The organism is Shewanella sp. (assembly GCF_047975355.1).
Lineage (GTDB): Bacteria > Pseudomonadota > Gammaproteobacteria > Enterobacterales > Shewanellaceae > Shewanella.
Map to the genome: position 1 here is coordinate 15,443 of NZ_JBKEDJ010000044.1, position 19,018 is coordinate 34,460.

At 44.5% G+C, this 19,018-nt stretch carries 17 protein-coding genes and 1 pseudogene; 5 read left to right on the top strand and 13 right to left on the bottom strand.

The window, feature by feature from the left end; translation table 11 throughout:
- Window positions 1-39 precede the first annotated feature (39 nt).
- The 5 genes and pseudogenes from ACK5NH_RS12930 to ACK5NH_RS12950 form a co-directional block, all read right to left on the bottom strand.
- Window positions 40-233: pseudogene (locus ACK5NH_RS12930) on the bottom strand (EAL domain-containing protein); the annotation flags it as partial.
- Between the two features lie 44 nt (window positions 234-277).
- On the bottom strand, window positions 278-1,150 hold the full coding sequence (locus ACK5NH_RS12935; protein WP_416920659.1) for a multidrug transporter: 873 nt from the start codon (window positions 1,148-1,150) through the stop codon (window positions 278-280).
- A 197-nt stretch (window positions 1,151-1,347) separates the two neighbouring features.
- Window positions 1,348-2,571 (bottom strand): DUF819 domain-containing protein, encoded by a 1,224-nt coding sequence (locus ACK5NH_RS12940; RefSeq protein WP_416920661.1) that lies wholly within the window; start codon window positions 2,569-2,571, stop codon window positions 1,348-1,350.
- Window positions 2,572-2,592: 21 nt separating this feature from the next.
- On the bottom strand, window positions 2,593-3,474 hold the full coding sequence (locus ACK5NH_RS12945; RefSeq protein ID WP_416920663.1) for a LysR family transcriptional regulator: 882 nt from the start codon (window positions 3,472-3,474) through the stop codon (window positions 2,593-2,595).
- Between the two features lie 114 nt (window positions 3,475-3,588).
- Complete coding sequence (locus ACK5NH_RS12950) at window positions 3,589-4,617, bottom strand: porin (protein ID WP_416920665.1); 1,029 nt, start codon at window positions 4,615-4,617, stop codon at window positions 3,589-3,591.
- A gap of 229 nt (window positions 4,618-4,846) precedes the next feature.
- Here ACK5NH_RS12950 and ACK5NH_RS12955 point away from each other — a divergent pair, with 229 nt between their 5' ends.
- Complete coding sequence (locus tag ACK5NH_RS12955; RefSeq protein WP_416920667.1) at window positions 4,847-6,616, top strand: flavocytochrome c; 1,770 nt, start codon at window positions 4,847-4,849, stop codon at window positions 6,614-6,616.
- A 144-nt stretch (window positions 6,617-6,760) separates the two neighbouring features.
- On the opposite strand, the gene kdsA is transcribed toward ACK5NH_RS12955, so the two are convergent.
- The 4 genes from kdsA to ACK5NH_RS12975 all read right to left on the bottom strand — a co-directional run bounded on the left by kdsA (window position 6,761) and on the right by ACK5NH_RS12975 (window position 10,242).
- Window positions 6,761-7,609: a 3-deoxy-8-phosphooctulonate synthase gene (gene kdsA / locus ACK5NH_RS12960; RefSeq protein WP_416920669.1), complete on the bottom strand. Its 849-nt coding sequence runs from the start codon at window positions 7,607-7,609 to the stop codon at window positions 6,761-6,763.
- A 57-nt stretch (window positions 7,610-7,666) separates the two neighbouring features.
- On the bottom strand, window positions 7,667-8,914 hold the full coding sequence (locus ACK5NH_RS12965; RefSeq protein WP_416920671.1) for a DUF819 domain-containing protein: 1,248 nt from the start codon (window positions 8,912-8,914) through the stop codon (window positions 7,667-7,669).
- A 144-nt stretch (window positions 8,915-9,058) separates the two neighbouring features.
- Window positions 9,059-9,847, bottom strand: coding sequence for a tetratricopeptide repeat protein (locus ACK5NH_RS12970; RefSeq protein ID WP_011623907.1), 789 nt, complete (start codon window positions 9,845-9,847; stop codon window positions 9,059-9,061).
- Entirely contained in the window at window positions 9,847-10,242 is a 396-nt protein-coding gene (locus ACK5NH_RS12975) for a SirB2 family protein (RefSeq protein WP_011623908.1), read from the bottom strand. The genes ACK5NH_RS12970 and ACK5NH_RS12975 overlap by 1 nt, the downstream gene beginning before the upstream one ends.
- 118 nt (window positions 10,243-10,360) lie before the next feature.
- Here ACK5NH_RS12975 and ACK5NH_RS12980 point away from each other — a divergent pair, with 118 nt between their 5' ends.
- Entirely contained in the window at window positions 10,361-10,774 is a 414-nt protein-coding gene (locus ACK5NH_RS12980; RefSeq protein WP_416920674.1) for a GNAT family N-acetyltransferase, read from the top strand.
- Window positions 10,775-10,901: 127 nt separating this feature from the next.
- Here ACK5NH_RS12980 and prmC read toward each other — a convergent pair whose 3' ends face one another.
- Genes prmC through hemA form a run of 3 tightly spaced genes read right to left on the bottom strand, consistent with a single transcriptional unit; the run spans window position 10,902 to window position 14,121 of the window.
- On the bottom strand, window positions 10,902-11,762 hold the full coding sequence (gene prmC / locus ACK5NH_RS12985; protein ID WP_416920676.1) for a peptide chain release factor N(5)-glutamine methyltransferase: 861 nt from the start codon (window positions 11,760-11,762) through the stop codon (window positions 10,902-10,904).
- A 2-nt stretch (window positions 11,763-11,764) separates the two neighbouring features.
- Entirely contained in the window at window positions 11,765-12,856 is a 1,092-nt protein-coding gene (prfA, locus tag ACK5NH_RS12990) for a peptide chain release factor 1 (RefSeq protein WP_416920678.1), read from the bottom strand.
- 14 nt (window positions 12,857-12,870) lie between these two features.
- Entirely contained in the window at window positions 12,871-14,121 is a 1,251-nt protein-coding gene (hemA, locus tag ACK5NH_RS12995; protein WP_011715924.1) for a glutamyl-tRNA reductase, read from the bottom strand.
- 254 nt (window positions 14,122-14,375) lie between these two features.
- Between hemA and lolB the strand changes: the two genes are divergently transcribed.
- From lolB to ACK5NH_RS13010, 3 genes are all read left to right on the top strand, one after another.
- Complete coding sequence (lolB, locus tag ACK5NH_RS13000; RefSeq protein ID WP_416920680.1) at window positions 14,376-15,020, top strand: lipoprotein insertase outer membrane protein LolB; 645 nt, start codon at window positions 14,376-14,378, stop codon at window positions 15,018-15,020.
- A 1-nt stretch (window position 15,021) separates the two neighbouring features.
- A complete protein-coding gene (gene ispE / locus ACK5NH_RS13005; protein ID WP_416920682.1) occupies window positions 15,022-15,876 on the top strand; it encodes a 4-(cytidine 5'-diphospho)-2-C-methyl-D-erythritol kinase in 855 nt (284 codons plus the stop codon).
- Between the two features lie 112 nt (window positions 15,877-15,988).
- Complete coding sequence (locus ACK5NH_RS13010) at window positions 15,989-16,936, top strand: ribose-phosphate pyrophosphokinase (RefSeq protein ID WP_011623915.1); 948 nt, start codon at window positions 15,989-15,991, stop codon at window positions 16,934-16,936.
- 191 nt (window positions 16,937-17,127) lie between these two features.
- Here ACK5NH_RS13010 and ACK5NH_RS13015 read toward each other — a convergent pair whose 3' ends face one another.
- Entirely contained in the window at window positions 17,128-18,990 is a 1,863-nt protein-coding gene (locus ACK5NH_RS13015) for a methyl-accepting chemotaxis protein (RefSeq protein WP_416920685.1), read from the bottom strand.
- Window positions 18,991-19,018 lie beyond the last annotated feature (28 nt).

The window sequence follows — 19,018 nt, forward strand, 5'->3', positions numbered from 1 at the left end:
ACTGACCGTCAGGGGCATGTCTGCCCTGACGGTTATTAACTAGTTATGCTCCTTAAGCCACAGTTCCAGTTCATTTAATTTCATCGGCTTAGCGTATAAATAGCCCTGCAAAAAATGCACATCACGGCTGATTAAATAGTCTGCCTGCTCTTGAGTCTCACCCCTTCCGCCACGGCAACATAATTCATCTTATTGCAGAGTTCGATAATAGTATCTAGCACATGGGAACTGACCCAGCTTCACATGTGTTTGAAATGAAAAAATATATTTCAAATAGTCACTCCCACATCACGAGAATTGCTGCGACCGCAATTAGCACTAGACCAAACATTTCTTTTATTTTTACTCGTTCCTTTAGCCAGAATGCCGAAATCAGCATCATAAAGAAGATTTCCACTTGGCCTAAGGTTTTAACATAGGGCACAGCTTGTAGCGACATAGCACTAAACCAGCCAATGGAACCAAAGCAACTTGTGGTACTCGTCAGCAAGGTTAACCTTGGTCGTTGGATTAAAGCGGTGAGGGTTGTTTTATCTTTCAAGACTAAATAACCGACTAATACTAAGGTTTGCAGACAGATCACCCACAACAGTACCCAAGCTGCGCTATGGGGAAAGCCGACATATAATCTCAGGCTTGCTTCCCTCACCCAAAGCGAGGTCAGTGCAAAGGCACTGCCGCTAGCAATACCGAGTAGCACAGTACTTAAGGATAACTGCCTAAGCCCTTGCTTGGCGCTCAGTAAAAACACCGCTACCCCACCTAAAATCACCCCAATCCAACCGAGTAACGATAGGTGAGTACCAAAGAAGAAGGTCCCTAAGATAGCTGCGACGATTGCCTCACTCTTTGCCAGCCCCGCACCTATGGCAAAGTTTTGCTGCTGAAACAGTTTAACCATCAAGCCGGTAGCGAGGATCTGCATCATAGACGCACCGACAATAAAGCCGATAAATTCCCCGCTAAAATGCGGTAATCCCACATTGTTCCAAAGATATAGCAGGGCAAGATACATCGCTGCTATGGGGCCCGCCCAAATAAACCGCGCTAAGGTGACGCCCGCAACCTTGACCTCTTTGCTCAGTTGGCTCTGAAAGGCGTTTCGCCACGCCTGCATAAAAGCGGCTAATAGGGTAAATAAAATCCACATGAACCTATATCCATCAAAGTAAAGTCACTTACTTTAGGCATAAAAGATAAGACAGAGTCATATACTACATGGAAATGCTAGACATTACGCAAAATATGATTGAGACATTACTACTAGTAACGTTAACCTGAGAGTATCGCTAAAAATGAGTAAACGATATCACACAAAGAAAAATATTAGCTTTAATTAAAATAAAACTATGGATGTATATATTGCATAAAAGAACCAATAATCGAAGCTAAAAAAGATGCCCATGTATAACCTAACACTGCCATTAAAACTGCCACTGATGCAAAATTAGGATTAAAGGCACTCGCCACAACAGGTGCAGAAGCTGCGCCACCAATATTACATTGGCTAGCGATTGCAAAATAAAATATTGGCAACCTAAGATACAAAGTGCTTAAAAAAAGAATAAACACATGAATTAAAAACCAAACCAACCCAATAATAAAATAATATAAAATAGATTGAAAAGACGTAAATTCAATATTCAATCCAATATTCATAATCATGAAATACAACAAAAAAAACGAGACAAACCGTACTTGTTTAACAAATACATGCCTAGCATAACTCATTGAAAGCAACAAACCAAAAAGTGTCGATATAAACATAGACCAAAAAAAAGTTGAACCGAGATTATAGTGTAATAACGCAGGAAACTCGTTTATTAAAACCGTCGATATATATTCAGAAAACGAGTGACAAAATAAAAAAACAAACAGTAAAGATAAAATAAGTAGACTTAAGCCCCAAAAACGCTTTCTACGATCTAATGATGGTTTAACACCTTCAATAAAAACGGGGGCATTTTTTAGATCTGCATTGATAAACCTATCAATAATAGGTTGTTTTTTAGCGATTAACAGCAGTATCGCCATCCAGAGACCAGAGAAAAAAACATTAATGGTCACCATAACAGCAAACACTGCATCTCCAACATTATGAATTTCTTTAACAATAAGTTGGTTTGCTGTACCACCTAACCAGTTCGCCATTAACGTAGCCATGCCGCGCCACGTTGCGTTACTCCCCTCCCACAAAAGTTGATCGGGAAATAATATTGAGCCAATCCATAAACTTATCGGGCCGCCAATACAAACACCTATTGCCCCAATAAAAAACATCAATAAGATTTTCCCTCCAACAGACTTCAATGTAACAAAGTCTGTGCTCATCACTAACAAAAATAAACTACATGGAATAAAATGCGCCTTAAAGTAATCATCGACACTTGATTCACTTGCATCTACGATACCAAAATAACTGAATACGGCCGGTAGGGTATAACAAACAAACATTACTGGAAATATACTATAGAAACGCTTGATAAACCCAAAAGACAACTGATTTGAATATAAAACGAGTGCAAGAAGCAAGATCAAAAATGTAACAATGCCATATTCTGAAGAAATCAATCACATCACCAAGACTTACGATCATTCATTATTTAAAAATTTCATAAAACTGCTCGACTGCAACGAGAGTCCATCAGACTCACGTTGGATTGACCAATAAGTACGTTTATAATCCCAGCCTTCCAAATCGATCAAGCATAACTCGCCTCGCTCTAATTCCTCTTTAATTGCAATATATGGCAAAATACTCAAACCGATACCTGTTCCAATAGCTCGCTTAATAGCACCGATAGTCGACATGCAAATGTCATTTCTTACATAAACGTTTAAACTTTTTAGTAACTGAACCGCGCGAATATGTGATAGCGAGGATTCGTGGTCAAAAACCCACAATTGCTCACTTAGTAACTTATTAGAACATTCTTTATTTGCTAGAGGATGAGAGTGGCCACTGACAATACAAAGATTATCTTGCATCCATTGTTCACATACTAGATTTTTGCTCGCAGGTTTAGCATCGATAAAACCTAAATCAATTTCTTTTTCTGATACCATTTTTTCAATAATCAAGCTATTTTCAATAATCAACTTTATTTTCACATCAGGATATTTATCTTTAAACAAAGGGATTTTTCTAGATAGAACATAATTACCAACAGTTTTACTACTACCAATTACTAAGCATCCCTTAACACAATCCTCTGAGAAATTAAATAGCTTTTCTAATTCATTTCCTTTGCTGAGCATTTCGTTAGCATATGGAAGGATAACCTTCCCATGGGCATTTAACTCCAATCCACCACTCACCCTCTCAAACAGGCGGCATCCTAACGAACTCTCCAACTCTTTTAGAGCCATACTCACCGCTGGAGTTGACATATGCATCATTTTCGCCGCTTTTGAGATCTGTTTCTCAGAGCAGATAGCTTTAAAAATCATTAGCTGTCTTAACGTTATACGCATCAACATCCCCAATCTGTTTCAATTGATACAAGATATATGAAAGACACATTTTTAAATATGACTAATCTCTAATTTTAATAAAGCGGCCAACTTGGCCGCTTTCATGACAGTGTTTTAAAAAAGGTATTTTGTTGAAAATGTGATTAATGTATCATTAAAATCCTTTTCGCCTTTAGAATCCACATACCTTCCGTCAAAGTAGCTAACAGCCGCTCCAAAGGTTAATTCTTTTGCCAAATTATAATCAACACCTATAGAATATTGACTAGCATCACTATCCTCGAGTGTTTTTAGATCTGCACCAGCATTTTTGGTAATTTTGCCTAAACCTGCATCGTCACTTAAGTATTGAAGTTTAAAATCATACTTTTTAAATGGAATGCTCATGCTTAATAAATATGAGTTTCCTTTAACATTTTCATAGAGAGTTGATTTTGAATGTTGATAAATTGCTCCGATTTTCACTGATGAAATAGAAGCACCAGCGACGACTCTTGTTGCATCTAATGAATTTAAGCCATCCGCATAGGCAACTGAAAAATATGTATTACCTTTTTTGAAGGTTGGATCGCCATACACTAGACTCAAGGCATAATTGTTTTGATTATCAGATAACGTTGGATTTTTTTGGTTAAAATCATCTTCAAATGCATATGTAATCCCGAGCGAAATACCAGCAAATTTCGCACTATTGATAGTGACTAAATCTCCAAGCCTATCGTTACCTGCAATAATCATATTCATATCACTTGATGTAATATTGAATAAATCGACTTTACCCTCAGAAGTTTTGAATACTGTATCATTTCTCCCAAAAACAATACTGCCATACTTAACTTTAAATCCTAAGTATGAGTTCCTTGGTTTAAAAATGTTTGAGTCATCATTATCAAAGCTTTCAATGCCAGCCTCAAATTTATATATTAAACTAAAATCATCATATACTTCATAATCCCCCTTCAAGCCGACATATGAAGCATAATTTTCAAGTGAAAAACCATCAACTTTTTCATTCCCAGAAATTCCATGACTAGAATTTGCTACACCTAGCCATAATCTACCATAAAAATCTAATGGTTCAGATAATACTTGAGTAGAACAAAATAACATCGCAACAGGTATAAAATATTTAGTTTGTTTCATAAATCTCATCCTTTAACATAAAACCCTATATATGCTAATTCTATGTTAAACTTCCCATTTGAACTTAAGTCACACCTCCAATATAAATTCAGCTGCTTAATAATAATTTAACTCAGTTTAAATTTAATTTAATCGATACAGGTTGTTGCGCAACATCACTATTTAACCATAAATAAAAAATTACTATACGTCCCGTATCATCTCAATAAAACTATAATTGGAGAATTATATGAAGTTAACACTTTTGAGTTTTGTCTTGTGCTCAATATTTTCAACTGCATCCTGGGCTGCAAATGACAAAAATGATTTAGCCTCTTTTCATAAAGAAATGGGTGGATGTAAGAGTTGTCATACTCAACCAGGTAAAGTATCCGATAGCGAAACCCATGAGAATCAACAATGTAAGTCATGCCATGGTGACTACAGTGCTTTAGCGAATCCCAAGCTTAAGTTAGATCCGCATGCATCGCATTTAGGTGATATTAACTGCACAAGCTGTCATAAAGGCCATGAAAAACCCAAACTATATTGTAATGAATGTCACTCATTTAAAGGGCTTGAAATGCCTTTCAATGATGCAAAATCAAAAGAAGCATGGGATAAAGGTTGGGATAATGAGGCTATCAACAAAGCCATTGCTGCTGGTCCAAAAGAAACAACCGATGTCATTGTTGTAGGCGCAGGTAGTGCTGGCTTTAATGCCGCAATTGCAGCTAAAAAAGCAGGCGCGCGAGTAATATTACTCGAAAAAGCACCATTTAGTGGTGGTAACTCTATGCTTGCTGCAGGTGGTTACAATGCCGTAGGAACCGAACAGCAAAAAGCACATAAAGTGGATGACAAAATCGAATGGTTTGTTGAAGACACTATGAAAGGTGGACGTAACGCTAACGATCCAAAATTGGTGCAAATTTTAGCTGAACAATCTGCTGATGGCATTAAATGGCTCGAATCTTTAGGTGCAAACATGGACGACTTAAAACGTTCTGGAGGCGCAAGAGTTGACCGTACACATAGGCCATCTGGTGGCTTGAGTGTTGGTCCTCATATTATCGATGTATTGAGAAAAGCATCTATAAATGAAGGCGTTGATACTCGATTAAACTCTAAAGTTGTTAAACTTGTCGTTGATGATGACCAAAAAATTGTCGGCGTAGTTGTTCATGGCAAACATTCTGGTCACTATATGGTCGCTGCCAAATCCGTTGTTTTAGCGACGGGTGGATATGGCTTTAATAAAGAAATGATCGCATTTTATCGTCCTACATTTAAAGGAATGACCAGTTCAAACAATATTACTTCTACTGGCGATGGTATCGAGCTAGCGAAAGCGATTGGTGCAAGTATGACCGATATTGACTGGATACAGGCGCATCCTACAGTAGGCAAAGACAGCCGCATTTTAATCTCGGAAACCGTTCGAGGTGTAGGTGCTATTATGGTCAATAAAGATGGTAATCGTTTTATCAGTGAATTAACTACCCGCGATAAAGCATCCGATGCCATTCTAAAACAACCTGAACAATATGCTTGGTTAGTCTTTGATAATGAGCTTTATAAAAAGGCTAAAATGGTTCAAGGCTATGACCATTTAGATATGCTGGAAAAAGCAAATACAGTTTCTGAACTTGCTAAAATTACAGGCATGAAAGAAAGCTCATTAGAAAAAACGATTTCAAATTACAATCGTTATTTTAAACAAGGTAAAGATGAGGAGTTTGGTCGCGAACAAATGCCATTACCATTAACAAATGCTCCTTTTTATGCTGTAAAAGTAGCTCCTGGTATTCACCACACTATGGGTGGTGTTGCAATCGATACCAAGGCTGAGGTACTGGATATCCAAAGTAAACCGTTAAAAGGTTTATTTGCAGCAGGCGAAGTAACTGGTGGTGTACACGGTTATAATCGTTTAGGTGGTAATGCCGTTGCTGACACCGTAATTTTTGGCAAAATTGCAGGTACCAATGCGGCAAAACATGCGTTAGAAACTAAGTAACTCAAGCTCAGAGAGGCGTGGAAATCGCCTCTCGTCTCATCTCATCGCAAGCTTTATTCATCATGATTATTGGCAATCAATTTATTGCCTGATTTCAAAAGCTCCCCTGCTTATTTTGAGAGGTTAAGTTAACCTCTCTTTTTTTTATTTGCTGGTATCAATCGGCTCGAAAGATTTAACTAAATCGTCAATCGCCTTCATCTGCTTCAGGTAGTTTTCTAACTGGTGCAGTGGTAACGCGCATGGGCCATCACACTTAGCATTATCTGGATCAGGGTGAGCCTCAATAAACAGACCTGCTAATCCTAACGCCATGCCACTACGGGCTAATTCTGTCGCTTGAGCACGACGGCCACCCGCCGAATCGGCACGACCACCCGGACGTTGCAATGCGTGGGTCGCGTCGAAAATCACCGGATAGCCAGATTGCTTCATCTCATCCATTCCCAGCATATCAACGACTAGGTTGTTGTAACCGAAGCATGAACCACGTTCACACAAGATAATCTCATCGTTACCCGCTTCGTTGAACTTAGTGATGATATGGCGCATTTCATGGGGCGCTAAAAACTGCGGTTTTTTCACGTTGATGATAGCGCCCGTTTTCGCCATCGCGACAACCAAATCGGTTTGACGCGCTAAGAAAGCAGGTAGCTGAATAATATCAACCACTTCAGCTACAGGCGCACATTGGTAAGGCTCATGGACGTCGGTGATCAATGGCAGATTGAAAGTCTTTTTGATTTCTTCAAAAATCTTTAAGCCTTCTTCCATACCAGGACCACGGTAAGAGTTAACAGAAGAGCGGTTGGCCTTATCGAACGACGCCTTGAAAACATAAGGAATACCCAGCTTTTGCGTCACTTCGGCATAGGTTTCAGCAATCGACATAGCGAGATCGCGAGACTCAAGCACGTTCATGCCACCAAACAACACGAAAGGTTTATCGTTAGCGATCTCGATTGAACCTAGGTTTATGATTTTATTACTCATCGCAACTTCTCTCTAAAATGCTGGAACCTTACCAGCGCTGAACAGGAGCTAAGGCAACTATATCGCGACGACTTGCAGTAACTGACCGCAAAGCCACGCCATATAGGTTCCTAGCGCATAACCAAATACGGCTAACAATACCCCAACAGGGGCTAAAGCTGGATGGAACGCCGCTGCCACAACTGGCGCCGATGCTGCCCCACCCACGTTTGCCTGACTGCCAACGGCCATATAAAACAATGGAGCCTTAATTAATTTAGCAATCAATAACATAAAGCCTGCGTGCACTATCATCCAAATAATGCCCACTAAAAAATATAGCGGTGTATCAAGGACTTTGCTTACATCCATATGCAAACCAATGGTCGCCACCAAAATATACAAGAACGCTGAGGCCACCTTAGAAGCACCCGCCGCCTCTAAATGGCGCATAGGGCTAAAGGACATGGCTAAACCTATGCTTGTCACTATCACCACTAACCAGAAGAACTTAGAGGTTAAGCTGTAATCCTCAGTCCAAGGATAGTTGGCCTCAAAATAAGGGCCGAGGAAATCGGCGGCAATATGGGCCACGCCCGTGATACCAAAGCCAACGGCCACAATCAGCATCAGATCACGCAGGCTTGGAATGCGTGCATTCTCAGCGTGATACTGCTCTACCTTGTTCTTTAAGGTCTCAATCGCCGAGGTATCTGCACCGGTTTTGGCATCGATTTCCTTGGCCTTTGACGCCATAAACAACAATACTGCCATCCAAATATTGGCCACAATCACATCGACTGTCACCATCACGGAGAAGATATTGCCGCCCACTTCATAAATTTCTTTCATCGCGGCTTGGTTAGCACCGCCGCCAATCCAGCTACCCGCGAGGGTAGTCATACCGCGCCACACCGCATCAGGGCCATCAACACCAATCAACGATGGTTCGATAAAGGACACCACGAGCAGTGCAATCGGTCCGCCAATTACAATACCGATAGTCCCAGTTAAGAACATGACCACCGCCTTAGGCCCAAGTCCTAAGATGGCTTTTAAATCCACACTTAAAATCAGTAGCACCAAACAGGCGGGCAATAGATAACGCGAGGCCACATAGTAAAGCTGTGATGTTCCACCATCGATCACCCCAAAGGTATTCAACAACGATGGCAAGAAATAGCAGAGTAATAACGCTGGGATAAAACGGTAAAACTTTTGCCAAAATGGATGGTTACTGCTGCTGGTATAAAACACAAATCCCAGAATCGTAGCCAATATTCCCAGCGCCACCGCGTCATTGGTGACTAATGCCGTGCTTGCCATGTGTATTCTCCCTGTTTGGTACAGTTGTTATTGTATTTATGCTAATAACTGCCGTTTGCAGTTAGTGGGCAAACTTCCCATTCGCCCCGTTTATTGTTGTTTTTAAGAAAAACAAGGAGAGCCTGTGAGGCTCTCCTTTAAGATTTAGTGATAGATTTCCGCGTGTTCACTGAGCTCTTTGAGCTGCATTTTGACGATTTCGATAACAGGATCATGCGGGCTGTTATCGACAAAGTGTTGCAGATCAGCCGCAGCGACATTGATACACCCCAGCTGCTGGGCGATAAAGGCGCGCTCCCGATTTAAATGCACATCATCTGGGTGCCACTGTAGCAGTAAGTTGCAACATTCCATCGCCGCCTCAAATTGATGCGACACGATACACCCCGCCTTAAGCTCATGCAGCATGCGCGAAATCAGCTTCTTCACCGACGCCGCCTTTAAGTAGCTTGGCTTAAGTTCAGCCGCGTTACCCAGCTCACCGCGCACTAACACATGGAGCTGGTGTTTCGTTAGCTCTTTGCCCGTCAGCGGATCGTGATAACGCACAACGCCAGCAACATTACTGCGAAGCACGGTATTACCCGGTAAGAGTAAGGCTTCGAGCTCTAAATCGAGCTGCTTGGCCAGTAGCATCAAAACCGTCGCCAGTGTGGTGCTATTGCCCTGTTTAGTGATAAGGCAAGTGCCTAAGTCCGCCGCTTCGGTACTGAAGTAATTGTCGCGGACACAAAAACCCAAGTCCTGATAAAACCAATGCAGCAACGCATTTAAGCGTTGCTGTTGATCCACCAGGTAATGACTTAATACGGCTCCCGCCAATTCAAACCAAGCCCATTTCGCCGCTTCGAGGTTTGAAAATCCAAGGTGAGCACCTACATCCAATGCCGACTCAGGCAAAGAAATGCCATCTTGCAGATTGTATTTACCCATTAACCCAATAATACCGCTTGTTTAAAATGCGCCAATTTGGCCGCGTAAACTAACCAACCTAATGCACCTAAAAAGGCAAAAACTTTGAACAGTTTGTTTCTGTTCGCTTTTATCGCAATCACGCCCAAGGCAATATATGCGAGCACGGCGCCAATCTTTTCGGTCAACCAAGGATCCACAAAGGGATATTGCTTGATCATAAAGCACAGTGTTAAGCCCGACAGCAGTAAGAAAGTGTCGATAACATGGGGCGCGATTTTGAATACTTTCTTGCCCATCAGTGCTGACTGACGTAAATGCAACACAAAACGAACGACAAAAAACAGCACACTCACAGCAATTAAGGTTAAATGCAGGTGCTTAACAGCAGGATAAAGACTGTAAAAAGTTTCCATTGTGATACTTATGGCCAGTGACAAAGGCGCTAGTTTACCCTAATCATAACGCCAGACCAATGCCTAACGCGCGAGATTCACAGACGAAACCCCGTCCCTCAGTTTGTAGGAAACCACAATGAATTTAATGATAATTGACGATGAGTCCGCCGAATTTGCCGATGCGGTAAAACAAAAAATCGTCGAATTTAATCAGCTGCACTGGCAAACATTAAAACGCCAAAACCTAGGACTAAAATTACAGGATGAGGACGGCAATTTACTCGCGGGCTTAAGCGGTAAAACCTTTGGTAATTGGCTATTGATTGACTACCTTTGGGTCGATGCCGCATTCCGCCAGCAAAATATCGGCTCATGCTTATTACTCGAGGCCGAAACCAAGGCCAAACAACGCGGCTGCCAATTTGTCCTACTCGATACCTTAGATTTTCAAGCCAAACCTTTCTATGAGCGCCACGGATATCGCGTGCAATGGGTACAACAAGCCTACCCAAAGACCGGCAGTAAATTCTTTATGGTGAAGGTGCTCTAGTCTATGCCAAAGATTGAATGTAGTTTTTAAGACATTTAGTCGTGAACTAAACGCTAAGTGGCACAAACAAAAACGCCATTGATGGATAATCAATGGCGTTGTTTTAAGTGCTCAATACAGGACAGAATTAAATCCCTATCAATCCCATCCATTTGCCCATAGTACATCTGTCGTTGCTGCCAAAATCACGCACTGTGGCAACATTCTGATAGCCCAATTCGCTCAGTTTTTCCCTAAGCTTCACCGCCTGCTCAAATCCGTGTTCGAGCAGAATATAGCCGTTGGGCTTTAAATAATCCCGAGCGGTTTTTGCGATATAGTAAAGATCGGCAAAGCCCTCATCGGCGGCGGTGAGCGCACTTTGCGGCTCGAAACGCACATCCCCTTGATGCAAATGCTCATCGGCCTCATCGATATAAGGCGGATTTGAGACAATTAAATCAAAGTCGTGGGCCTTGATAGCGCTAAACCAGTCACTTTGGAGGATCTCCACCTGCTCGAGCTTAAGGTTACTCCGGTTCGCCTTCGCGAGTGCAACCGCCTCTTCTACTTTATCGACGGCGGTGATTTGCCAAGTTGCGCGCTCAGAAGCCAGCGCCAGCGCAATCGCACCGGTTCCAGTACCCAAATCGAGCACCTTGGCATTGCTCTCAAGGGGCAAATTTAAGGCAGTTTCGACCAGGATTTCGGTATCGGGGCGAGGAATTAACGTGGTGTCATTCACGATAAATGGCAGCGACCAAAACTCACGCTCACCCACAATATGTGCAACAGGTACGCCCTGTTGGCGACGTTGCACCATTTGCTGGAAACGTTTCCACTGCTCCACCGTCAAGGCTTTTTCGGGCCAAGTGTAGAGAAATGCACGGTTTTTATTGAGGCAATACAGCAGGAAAACCTCTGCATCCAGATGGGCGGATTCAGAGGTAGGCGCTAGCTGAACGTAGGCCCATTGCAGGGCCTCGGCGATACTCGATTGATCAGCCAAAATTACCCCTGCTCATCAGCCAGAGCGGCTAATTGGTCGGCCTGATGTTCTTGCATCAGCGGTCCTAAAATCGCATCTAAGTCGCCTTCCATCACTTCGTTTAAGCGATACAAGGTTAAGTTGATACGGTGCTCGCTCACGCGACCTTGCGGGAAGTTATAGGTACGCACACGCTCGGAGCGGTCACCACTAGCAACCAGACTACGACGAGTCGACTCTTCGGCGCTGCGACGTTTTTCGTCTTCAACGGCTTGGATACGCGCCGCTAACACGCTCATCGCTTGTGCACGGTTTTTATGTTGTGAACGTTGATCCTGACATTCCACCACAATCCCGGTCGGAATATGGGTAATACGAATCGCAGAATCGGTTTTGTTAACGTGCTGACCACCCGCGCCCGATGAACGGAAGGTATCAACCTTCAGGTCGGCTGGGTTAATTGAAATCGCTTCGGCTTCAGGCACTTCGTGCATGACTACCACAGTCACAGCTGAGGTGTGTACACGGCCCTGAGATTCAGTTTCAGGCACACGTTGAACACGATGACCACCGGATTCAAACTTGAGTTTACCGTAGGCACCTTCACCACTGACTTTAACGATGATTTCTTTAAAGCCACCGTGTTCGCCTTCGTTCGAGCTCATGATCTCGAGCTGCCAACGGTTTGCTTCAGCATAACGGCTATACATACGGAACAGGTCACCCGCGAAGATAGCGGCTTCATCGCCACCCGCACCGGCACGAATTTCGATAAAGGCGTTGGTGTCGTCGTTAGGATCTTTTGGTAATAACAGAATTTGCAGCTCGGCTTCGAGACGCTCGAGTTCGGCTTTAGCTGCCTTGATTTCTTCCTGCGCCATTTCACGCATTTCAGCGTCATCTTCTTCAAGCATTTCCTTGGCAGACTCAAGATCTACCTGTGCTTGCTGGTAGGCTTTAAAGCCTGCAACCACTTCTTCTAACTGAGAATATTCTTTGGATAACGCGCGAAAACGCTCCTGATCGGCGATAACGGACGCATCACCAAGCAAGGCTAAGACTTCTTCATTGCGCTCGAGCAAGCCTTCCAGCTTGCGGATAACGGATTCCTTCATTTAACTCGCTAACCTTAGTTTTTATCTAATCCGAGCGCTGTTCTTAACTGACCTAAGGTATTCAAATCACCCTGACGACTCGCCACTGTGAGGGCTTGGGTTGGTGCGTGAATGAGTCTATTCGTCAGGCGATTGGCTAGTTCAATCAATACCTGCTCAGTGTCGCCCCCCTGCGCTAATTTATTCAGGGCGCGTTCCACTAACTCATCCTTTATCGCCATGCTTTGGCTGCGATATTCGCGAATACTGTCGACCGACTCCAAAGAACGTACCCAATCCATAAAGAGGTAGGATTGTTCTTCAGTAATTAATTCAGCTTGCTCGGCGGCCTCCTTACGGGAAGCCTTATTCTGTTCAATAATGCTATGCAGGTCGTCCACTGTATACAGAAACGCATCGTCCAAATCGGCGACTTCCGGCTCAATATCCCGGGGAACTGCTATATCAACCAATAACATAGGTTGATGGCGACGCTGCTTTAGCGCTTTTTCTACCATGCCTTTACCAAGGATTGGTAGCGGACTGGCGGTAGAGGATATCACGATATCGGCTTTAGGGAGAAAATCTGGTATCTGTGCCAGCGTAATTGCCGTGGCATTAAACTCTTCACACATGCTTTGGGCACGTTCTAAGGTGCGGTTTGCCACGACCATAGAGGCAACACCGTTATCCTTAAGATGTTTAGCCACCAGCTCGATGGTTTCACCGGCGCCGATTAACAGCACCTTAGTGGTCGACAGCGAAGAGAAGATATGTTTTGCCATGCTTACGGCGGCAAAGGCCACCGAGACGGCCGCAGCACCGATTTCGGTTTCGGTACGGACTTTTTTCGCCACGGAGAAGGTATTTTGGAACAAGCGGTCGATGGTGAGCGCGACGGTACCTGCTTCTTTGGCTTTGACAAAAGCCTGCTTAACCTGCCCCAGAATTTGCGGCTCACCGAGGATCAACGAGTCAAGACCAGAGGCAACGCGCATCAAATGCCTTACCGCCGCTTGACCGTGGTAATTGTAGAGGCAGGGCGCAACATCTTGATGATCTAGGCCGTGATATTCTTCAAGCCATTCAATGATATCGGCCTCATCGCCATTGTTACAATACAATTCAGTGCGATTACAGGTCGAGACGATAACGGCTTCACCCGAGCGTGTACGACTGGCCAGACTCTTCATGGCATCATGAATTTTGTCCGGAGAGAAGGCAACTTTCTCACGCAGGTCTACCGTGGCTGTTTTATGGTTAATACCGATTGCTACAAGGCTCATCTGACTCTTTTCTAGATTCTTGGCGTCTCTCTTAATAAGGGCATTCTACTGAATTGGCCCAACTAAAAACAGAATACGCTTAACAAAACCGAATAAAGGTCTAACTTCTTACCTAAATTTTCTATCAAGGATAGACAAATGCGGCTTAGCACGACTGAAGTTATCCCAAGTGACCGCCAATGGAAATTTTACGATTGGCATTGGTATTCTTTACAAGCCCTCGTATCATAAGGACTTTGGTATATCAGTTATAGATGAATAATTTGAAGCGCTTCACAAAATCCATTTTCTCTTGTATCGCCTTGAGCGGCCTATTGTTTTTAGGCGGCTGTGAAACCCTGCCGCCAACGACAGATCTCAGCCCTATCACAGTCGATAACGCCGCCCAAGCCAAAGCGTGGGAGTTGCAGGGGAAACTCGCTATCCGCACGCAGGAAGATAAGCTTAGTGCCAACCTCTATTGGCGCCACAGTGAGGAGCGGGACGAACTCACCCTCACGACTATGCTCGGCACCACAGTATTAACCTTGGATGCCACTGCAAACTCGGCTCACTTGCATATCGATGGCAAAGATTTTCGCGATAACAATGCCCAAGCATTGCTAGAACGAGTCAGCGGCTGGTCTATCCCGATTAACGATTTACCCCAATGGATTACTGGCCAAGTCGGCAGTTTAGATCGCGTTATCGCCGTAGATAGCAATGGCAAAGCCAAACAAATCCAAAACTCGCAAACGCTGCCGCCTTGGTTAATTACATTTTTGAGCTGGCAGTCTCAAAGCGGTGCCGAGGTGCCTTATCAGTTAAAGCTTGAACGCGGCGATTTACAGCTCAAGCTGCAACTTAATCAATGGCAAGCCTTAGGTAAACCCTCAATACTGCTCGGAGAAAAACCTTAACATGTCGAATGAGATTTCGCGCAATTGGCCCGCGCCCGCCAAATTAAATCTGTTTCTGCATATCAACGGACGCCGCGCCGACGGTTACCATGAGTTGCAAACCCTATTTCAATTTATCGATTGTTGCGATCTGCTCGACTTTAGGGTGACGCAGACGCCTGAGCTGATATTGCACTCGAACATGTCGGCCGTTGTCGCCGATAGCGATAACTTAATTCTGCGAGCCGCAAAATCATTACAACAGGCGACAGGTTATCGTGGCGGCGCAGAAATCTGGCTCGATAAACGTTTACCTATGGGCGGCGGTTTAGGCGGCGGGTCCTCCGATGCGGCCACCACGCTCGTAGCGTTAAATAAATTGTGGGATACCCAATTATCCAACGATGAATTAGCGGCGATTGGTTTAAAACTTGGTGCCGATATCCCTGTTTTTATTCGCGGTTTCGCGGCATTTGCCGAAGGCGTTGGCGAGCGTTTACAGGCAGTGACGCCCACTGAATTTTGGTATTTAGTGATAGCGCCCGATGCCCATGTATCTACCGCAGCGGTGTTTCAAGATCCCCTTCTGCCCCGCAATACCCCTAAGCTTGGAATCGACACTCTAATGAGCCAACCTTGGGTAAATGATTGCCAAGATCTGGTCGTATCCAAATACCCTCAAGTTGCCAAGGCCTTAGGCTGGCTGCTAGAATATGCGCCGTCGAGAATGACCGGAACGGGCGCATGCGTGTTTGGGGAGTTTTCTTCGCAGCAGCAAGCTCTCGCAGCCTTGGCGAAATTACCGTCTGATATGCAAGGATTTGTTGCAAAAGGGATGAATATTTCGCCGCTCATAGTGCGACTCAATCGTCCATAAACTACTTTCTTCTAGAGCAACTTTTTACGATAGCCCACGGGTTCCGCTCCCGTCCCCGCATCGTCGTTGCTCTAGCCACTAAAATATAAAGCAAACGCCTGAGGTTCATACAGTGCCCGACATCAAGCTCTTTGCTGGGAACGCCACCCCCAGTCTCGCTAAGAAGATAGCCGATCGTCTATTTTGTAAACTCGGAGACGCAGTGGTTGGTCGTTTCAGCGATGGTGAAATCAGTGTCCAAATTAACGAAAATGTACGTGGTGCCGATGTGTTTATCATCCAATCCACCTGCGCCCCAACCAACGATAACCTAATGGAACTTATCGTTATGGTTGACGCGCTACGCCGTGCTTCAGCTGGTCGTATCACTGCCGTTATTCCTTACTTTGGTTATGCTCGTCAAGACCGTCGCGTACGTAGCGCACGTGTACCTATTACTGCGAAAGTCGTTGCTGACTTCCTGTCAAGCGTTGGTGTTGACCGCGTTCTGACCTGTGATTTACACGCTGAGCAAATTCAAGGCTTCTTCGACGTACCAGTAGACAACGTGTTCGGTAGCCCTGTACTGCTCGAAGATATGCTGGCGAAGAAATTAGATAACCCAGTGGTTGTTTCTCCAGATATCGGTGGTGTTGTCCGCGCTCGTGCAGTGGCAAAACTATTAGATGATTCTGATCTGGCTATTATCGACAAGCGTCGTCCACAGGCAAACGTTGCGCAAGTGATGCACATCATTGGTGACGTTCAAGGCCGTGACTGCATTATCGTTGACGATATGATCGACACAGGCGGCACTCTGTGTAAAGCGGCTGAAGCCTTAAAAGAACACGGTGCAAACCGCGTATTTGCTTACGCGACTCACCCAGTATTCTCTGGCAAAGCGGCTGAAAATATCGAAAACTCAGTGATCGATGAAGTGATCGTGACCGATACAGTACCTTTAAGCCCAGAAATGCTTAAAGTGGCTAAAGTGACTCAACTGACTATGTCGGCCGTATTGGCAGAAGCCATTCGCCGCGTTAGCAACGAAGAGTCTATCTCTGCAATGTTCAGCCACTAATCGCGGCGCTTTGCATAAAAAACGCACCTTAGGGTGCGTTTTTTGTTTGCGAGTTTTATCGTGGTTTAAATTTCGAGTCTTTAGCTTTATCTGCTTGCACTATCATCTTGAGGCGAAACCCAAACCTATTAGCGCCTGGACTTCGCCATAAAAAAACGCACCCTAAAGTGCGTTTCTAACATAATTATCGCTTAGATCTTAAAGTGGCTGACTGCACTCACCAGATATTCGGCGCGGGATTTAAGTTCATCTGACGCCGAGGCATTGGCATCGGCAGCCCGAGAGGAGTCCTCTGCAATATCACGGATAACGACCACGTTCTTATTCACTTCGGCGGCTACCATGCTCTGCTCTTCAATCGCAGCGGCAATCTGGGTGCTCATATCCATAATATTATGGACATCGCCATTGATAAGTTTCAGCAGCTCTCCCGCCGCCGCTGCCTGCTCGGCACTCTCAGCGCCTTGCTTTTGGCTAGCATCCATTAATTGCACGATAGCGCGAGTTCGGCTTTGCAAGGTTTGAATAATGTTGGCAATTTCCTGAGTCGATGTCTGAGTCCGCATGGCTAGGCTACGCACTTCGTCGGCAACCACTGCAAAACCACGGCCTTGTTCACCCGCGCGGGCCGCTTCAATCGCCGCATTCAGTGCGAGTAAATTGGTTTGCTCCGCAATGCCACGGATCACATCGAGCACGCTGCCAATGGTTTCGCTATCGCGCTCGAGCTCATCCACCACTGAGGCACTGCTATTAATCTGCTCCGATAATTGCCTGATCTTGAGTATGGTCTGCTCAACCTCAGTTTGTCCTAACTGGGCGTTTTCATGGGTTTTACCCGCTTTGAGGGCCGCAAGTTCTGTGGTTTTAGCAATTTCATCAATGGTTGCGCCCATTTCGGTAATCGCCGTCGCCACCATATCGGTTTCGTTTAGCTGCTGTGCAACGCCTTCGGACGCAAGCATAGCGTTCTCTGACACACTTTTACAGGAAACATTGATTGTCGCGACCGAGTCAATAACCTGCTCGATAAGCTGCTGGAAGCTGCCCACCATACTATTGAAATGCTGTGCAATTTCGCCCAATTCATCTTGGGTTGAGGCATCGCATCTAAGGGTTAAATCCTTGCTGACCTCGATACGTGAAATCACCTGCGTAATACGCTCAACCGGAGTGATAATGCTGCGGATAATAAGGTAGGTAATGACCCCAAGAATAAGGGCAATAATCGCGAAGACGAGGATCCCAATATTTACGCTGTTGCTTTCGGCATCGTCGATGGCCTTTAACGCAAGGTGATGTAACTCATCGGCACTCGTCTCGGTCAACTTATTGGCTGCGATCAGTTTCGCCATAGTGCCATCTTTTTCGCTGAGTCCTAGTTGCTGCTCTTTGTTAACTAAGCTCTTAAAATCCTTTTGATATTGTTCAATCAAGGCGCCAATTTTATTTTGAGTATCAGTGTCTAAACTCGATGCTCTTAGGCTAGCGTTGAACTTGGCGATGTTAGCGTCGAAGGTCTCGACATAGCTCATCTCACGGCGCAGCATAAAGTCTTTCTCGTTGCGTCTAAGCTGTAACATAGCCACTTCGAGGGATAACTGATCATATTCCTTTAACATGGACTCGACATTATGCACCGCGGTTCTTAGGGTGCCGTATAGCCCCGTTTTGGGCGTTAAACCAATTTCTTGCTGAAGTTGTACCACTTCTTTGAAGGCCACTTGGTACTGATTAAGGTTACGGTCAAAGCTTTCGAGTGGTGCCGTTGAGACCTGATATTTTTTTAAAATACTCTCAAGATTGGAAACTAGGGCATCTATTTTGGTATGCACCTCGCTATGTCTTTCAACATATAGAATATCTTTACGACCAAAAAAATCCTTTTCATTTTTACGCAGCAGCAATACGTCTCGCTCTAGCTCGAGAATGTTTTGGGCTGCGTGGGAAAGCTCCGACTCGACCGAATTAGAATAAAGCTGCAATCCAAACATGGCAATCAAGGCCGTAACGGATACAGCGGCACTGAGTAACAACTTTGAGCGGATTAACATAAAAAGCCCCTAATAAATAACATCTCTT

What these genes read in the sequence shown, in the direction of transcription:
- kdsA (WP_416920669.1), bottom strand. Translation starts at nt 7,609, where the DNA reads ATGAGTAATAAAATCATAAACCTAGGTTCAATCGAGATCGCTAACGAT.
- ACK5NH_RS12975 (WP_011623908.1), bottom strand. Translation starts at nt 10,242, where the DNA reads ATGGAAACTTTTTACAGTCTTTATCCTGCTGTTAAGCACCTGCATTTA.
- ACK5NH_RS12970 (WP_011623907.1), bottom strand. Translation starts at nt 9,847, where the DNA reads ATGGGTAAATACAATCTGCAAGATGGCATTTCTTTGCCTGAGTCGGCA.
- ACK5NH_RS12950 (WP_416920665.1), bottom strand. Translation starts at nt 4,617, where the DNA reads ATGAAACAAACTAAATATTTTATACCTGTTGCGATGTTATTTTGTTCT.
- ACK5NH_RS13015 (WP_416920685.1), bottom strand. Translation starts at nt 18,990, where the DNA reads ATGTTAATCCGCTCAAAGTTGTTACTCAGTGCCGCTGTATCCGTTACG.
- ACK5NH_RS12935 (WP_416920659.1), bottom strand. Translation starts at nt 1,150, where the DNA reads ATGTGGATTTTATTTACCCTATTAGCCGCTTTTATGCAGGCGTGGCGA.
- hemA (WP_011715924.1), bottom strand. Translation starts at nt 14,121, where the DNA reads ATGAGCCTTGTAGCAATCGGTATTAACCATAAAACAGCCACGGTAGAC.
- lolB (WP_416920680.1), top strand. Translation starts at nt 14,376, where the DNA reads ATGAATAATTTGAAGCGCTTCACAAAATCCATTTTCTCTTGTATCGCC.
- ACK5NH_RS12945 (WP_416920663.1), bottom strand. Translation starts at nt 3,474, where the DNA reads ATGCGTATAACGTTAAGACAGCTAATGATTTTTAAAGCTATCTGCTCT.
- ACK5NH_RS12955 (WP_416920667.1), top strand. Translation starts at nt 4,847, where the DNA reads ATGAAGTTAACACTTTTGAGTTTTGTCTTGTGCTCAATATTTTCAACT.
- prfA (WP_416920678.1), bottom strand. Translation starts at nt 12,856, where the DNA reads ATGAAGGAATCCGTTATCCGCAAGCTGGAAGGCTTGCTCGAGCGCAAT.
- ACK5NH_RS12980 (WP_416920674.1), top strand. Translation starts at nt 10,361, where the DNA reads ATGAATTTAATGATAATTGACGATGAGTCCGCCGAATTTGCCGATGCG.
- ACK5NH_RS12965 (WP_416920671.1), bottom strand. Translation starts at nt 8,914, where the DNA reads ATGGCAAGCACGGCATTAGTCACCAATGACGCGGTGGCGCTGGGAATA.
- ispE (WP_416920682.1), top strand. Translation starts at nt 15,022, where the DNA reads ATGTCGAATGAGATTTCGCGCAATTGGCCCGCGCCCGCCAAATTAAAT.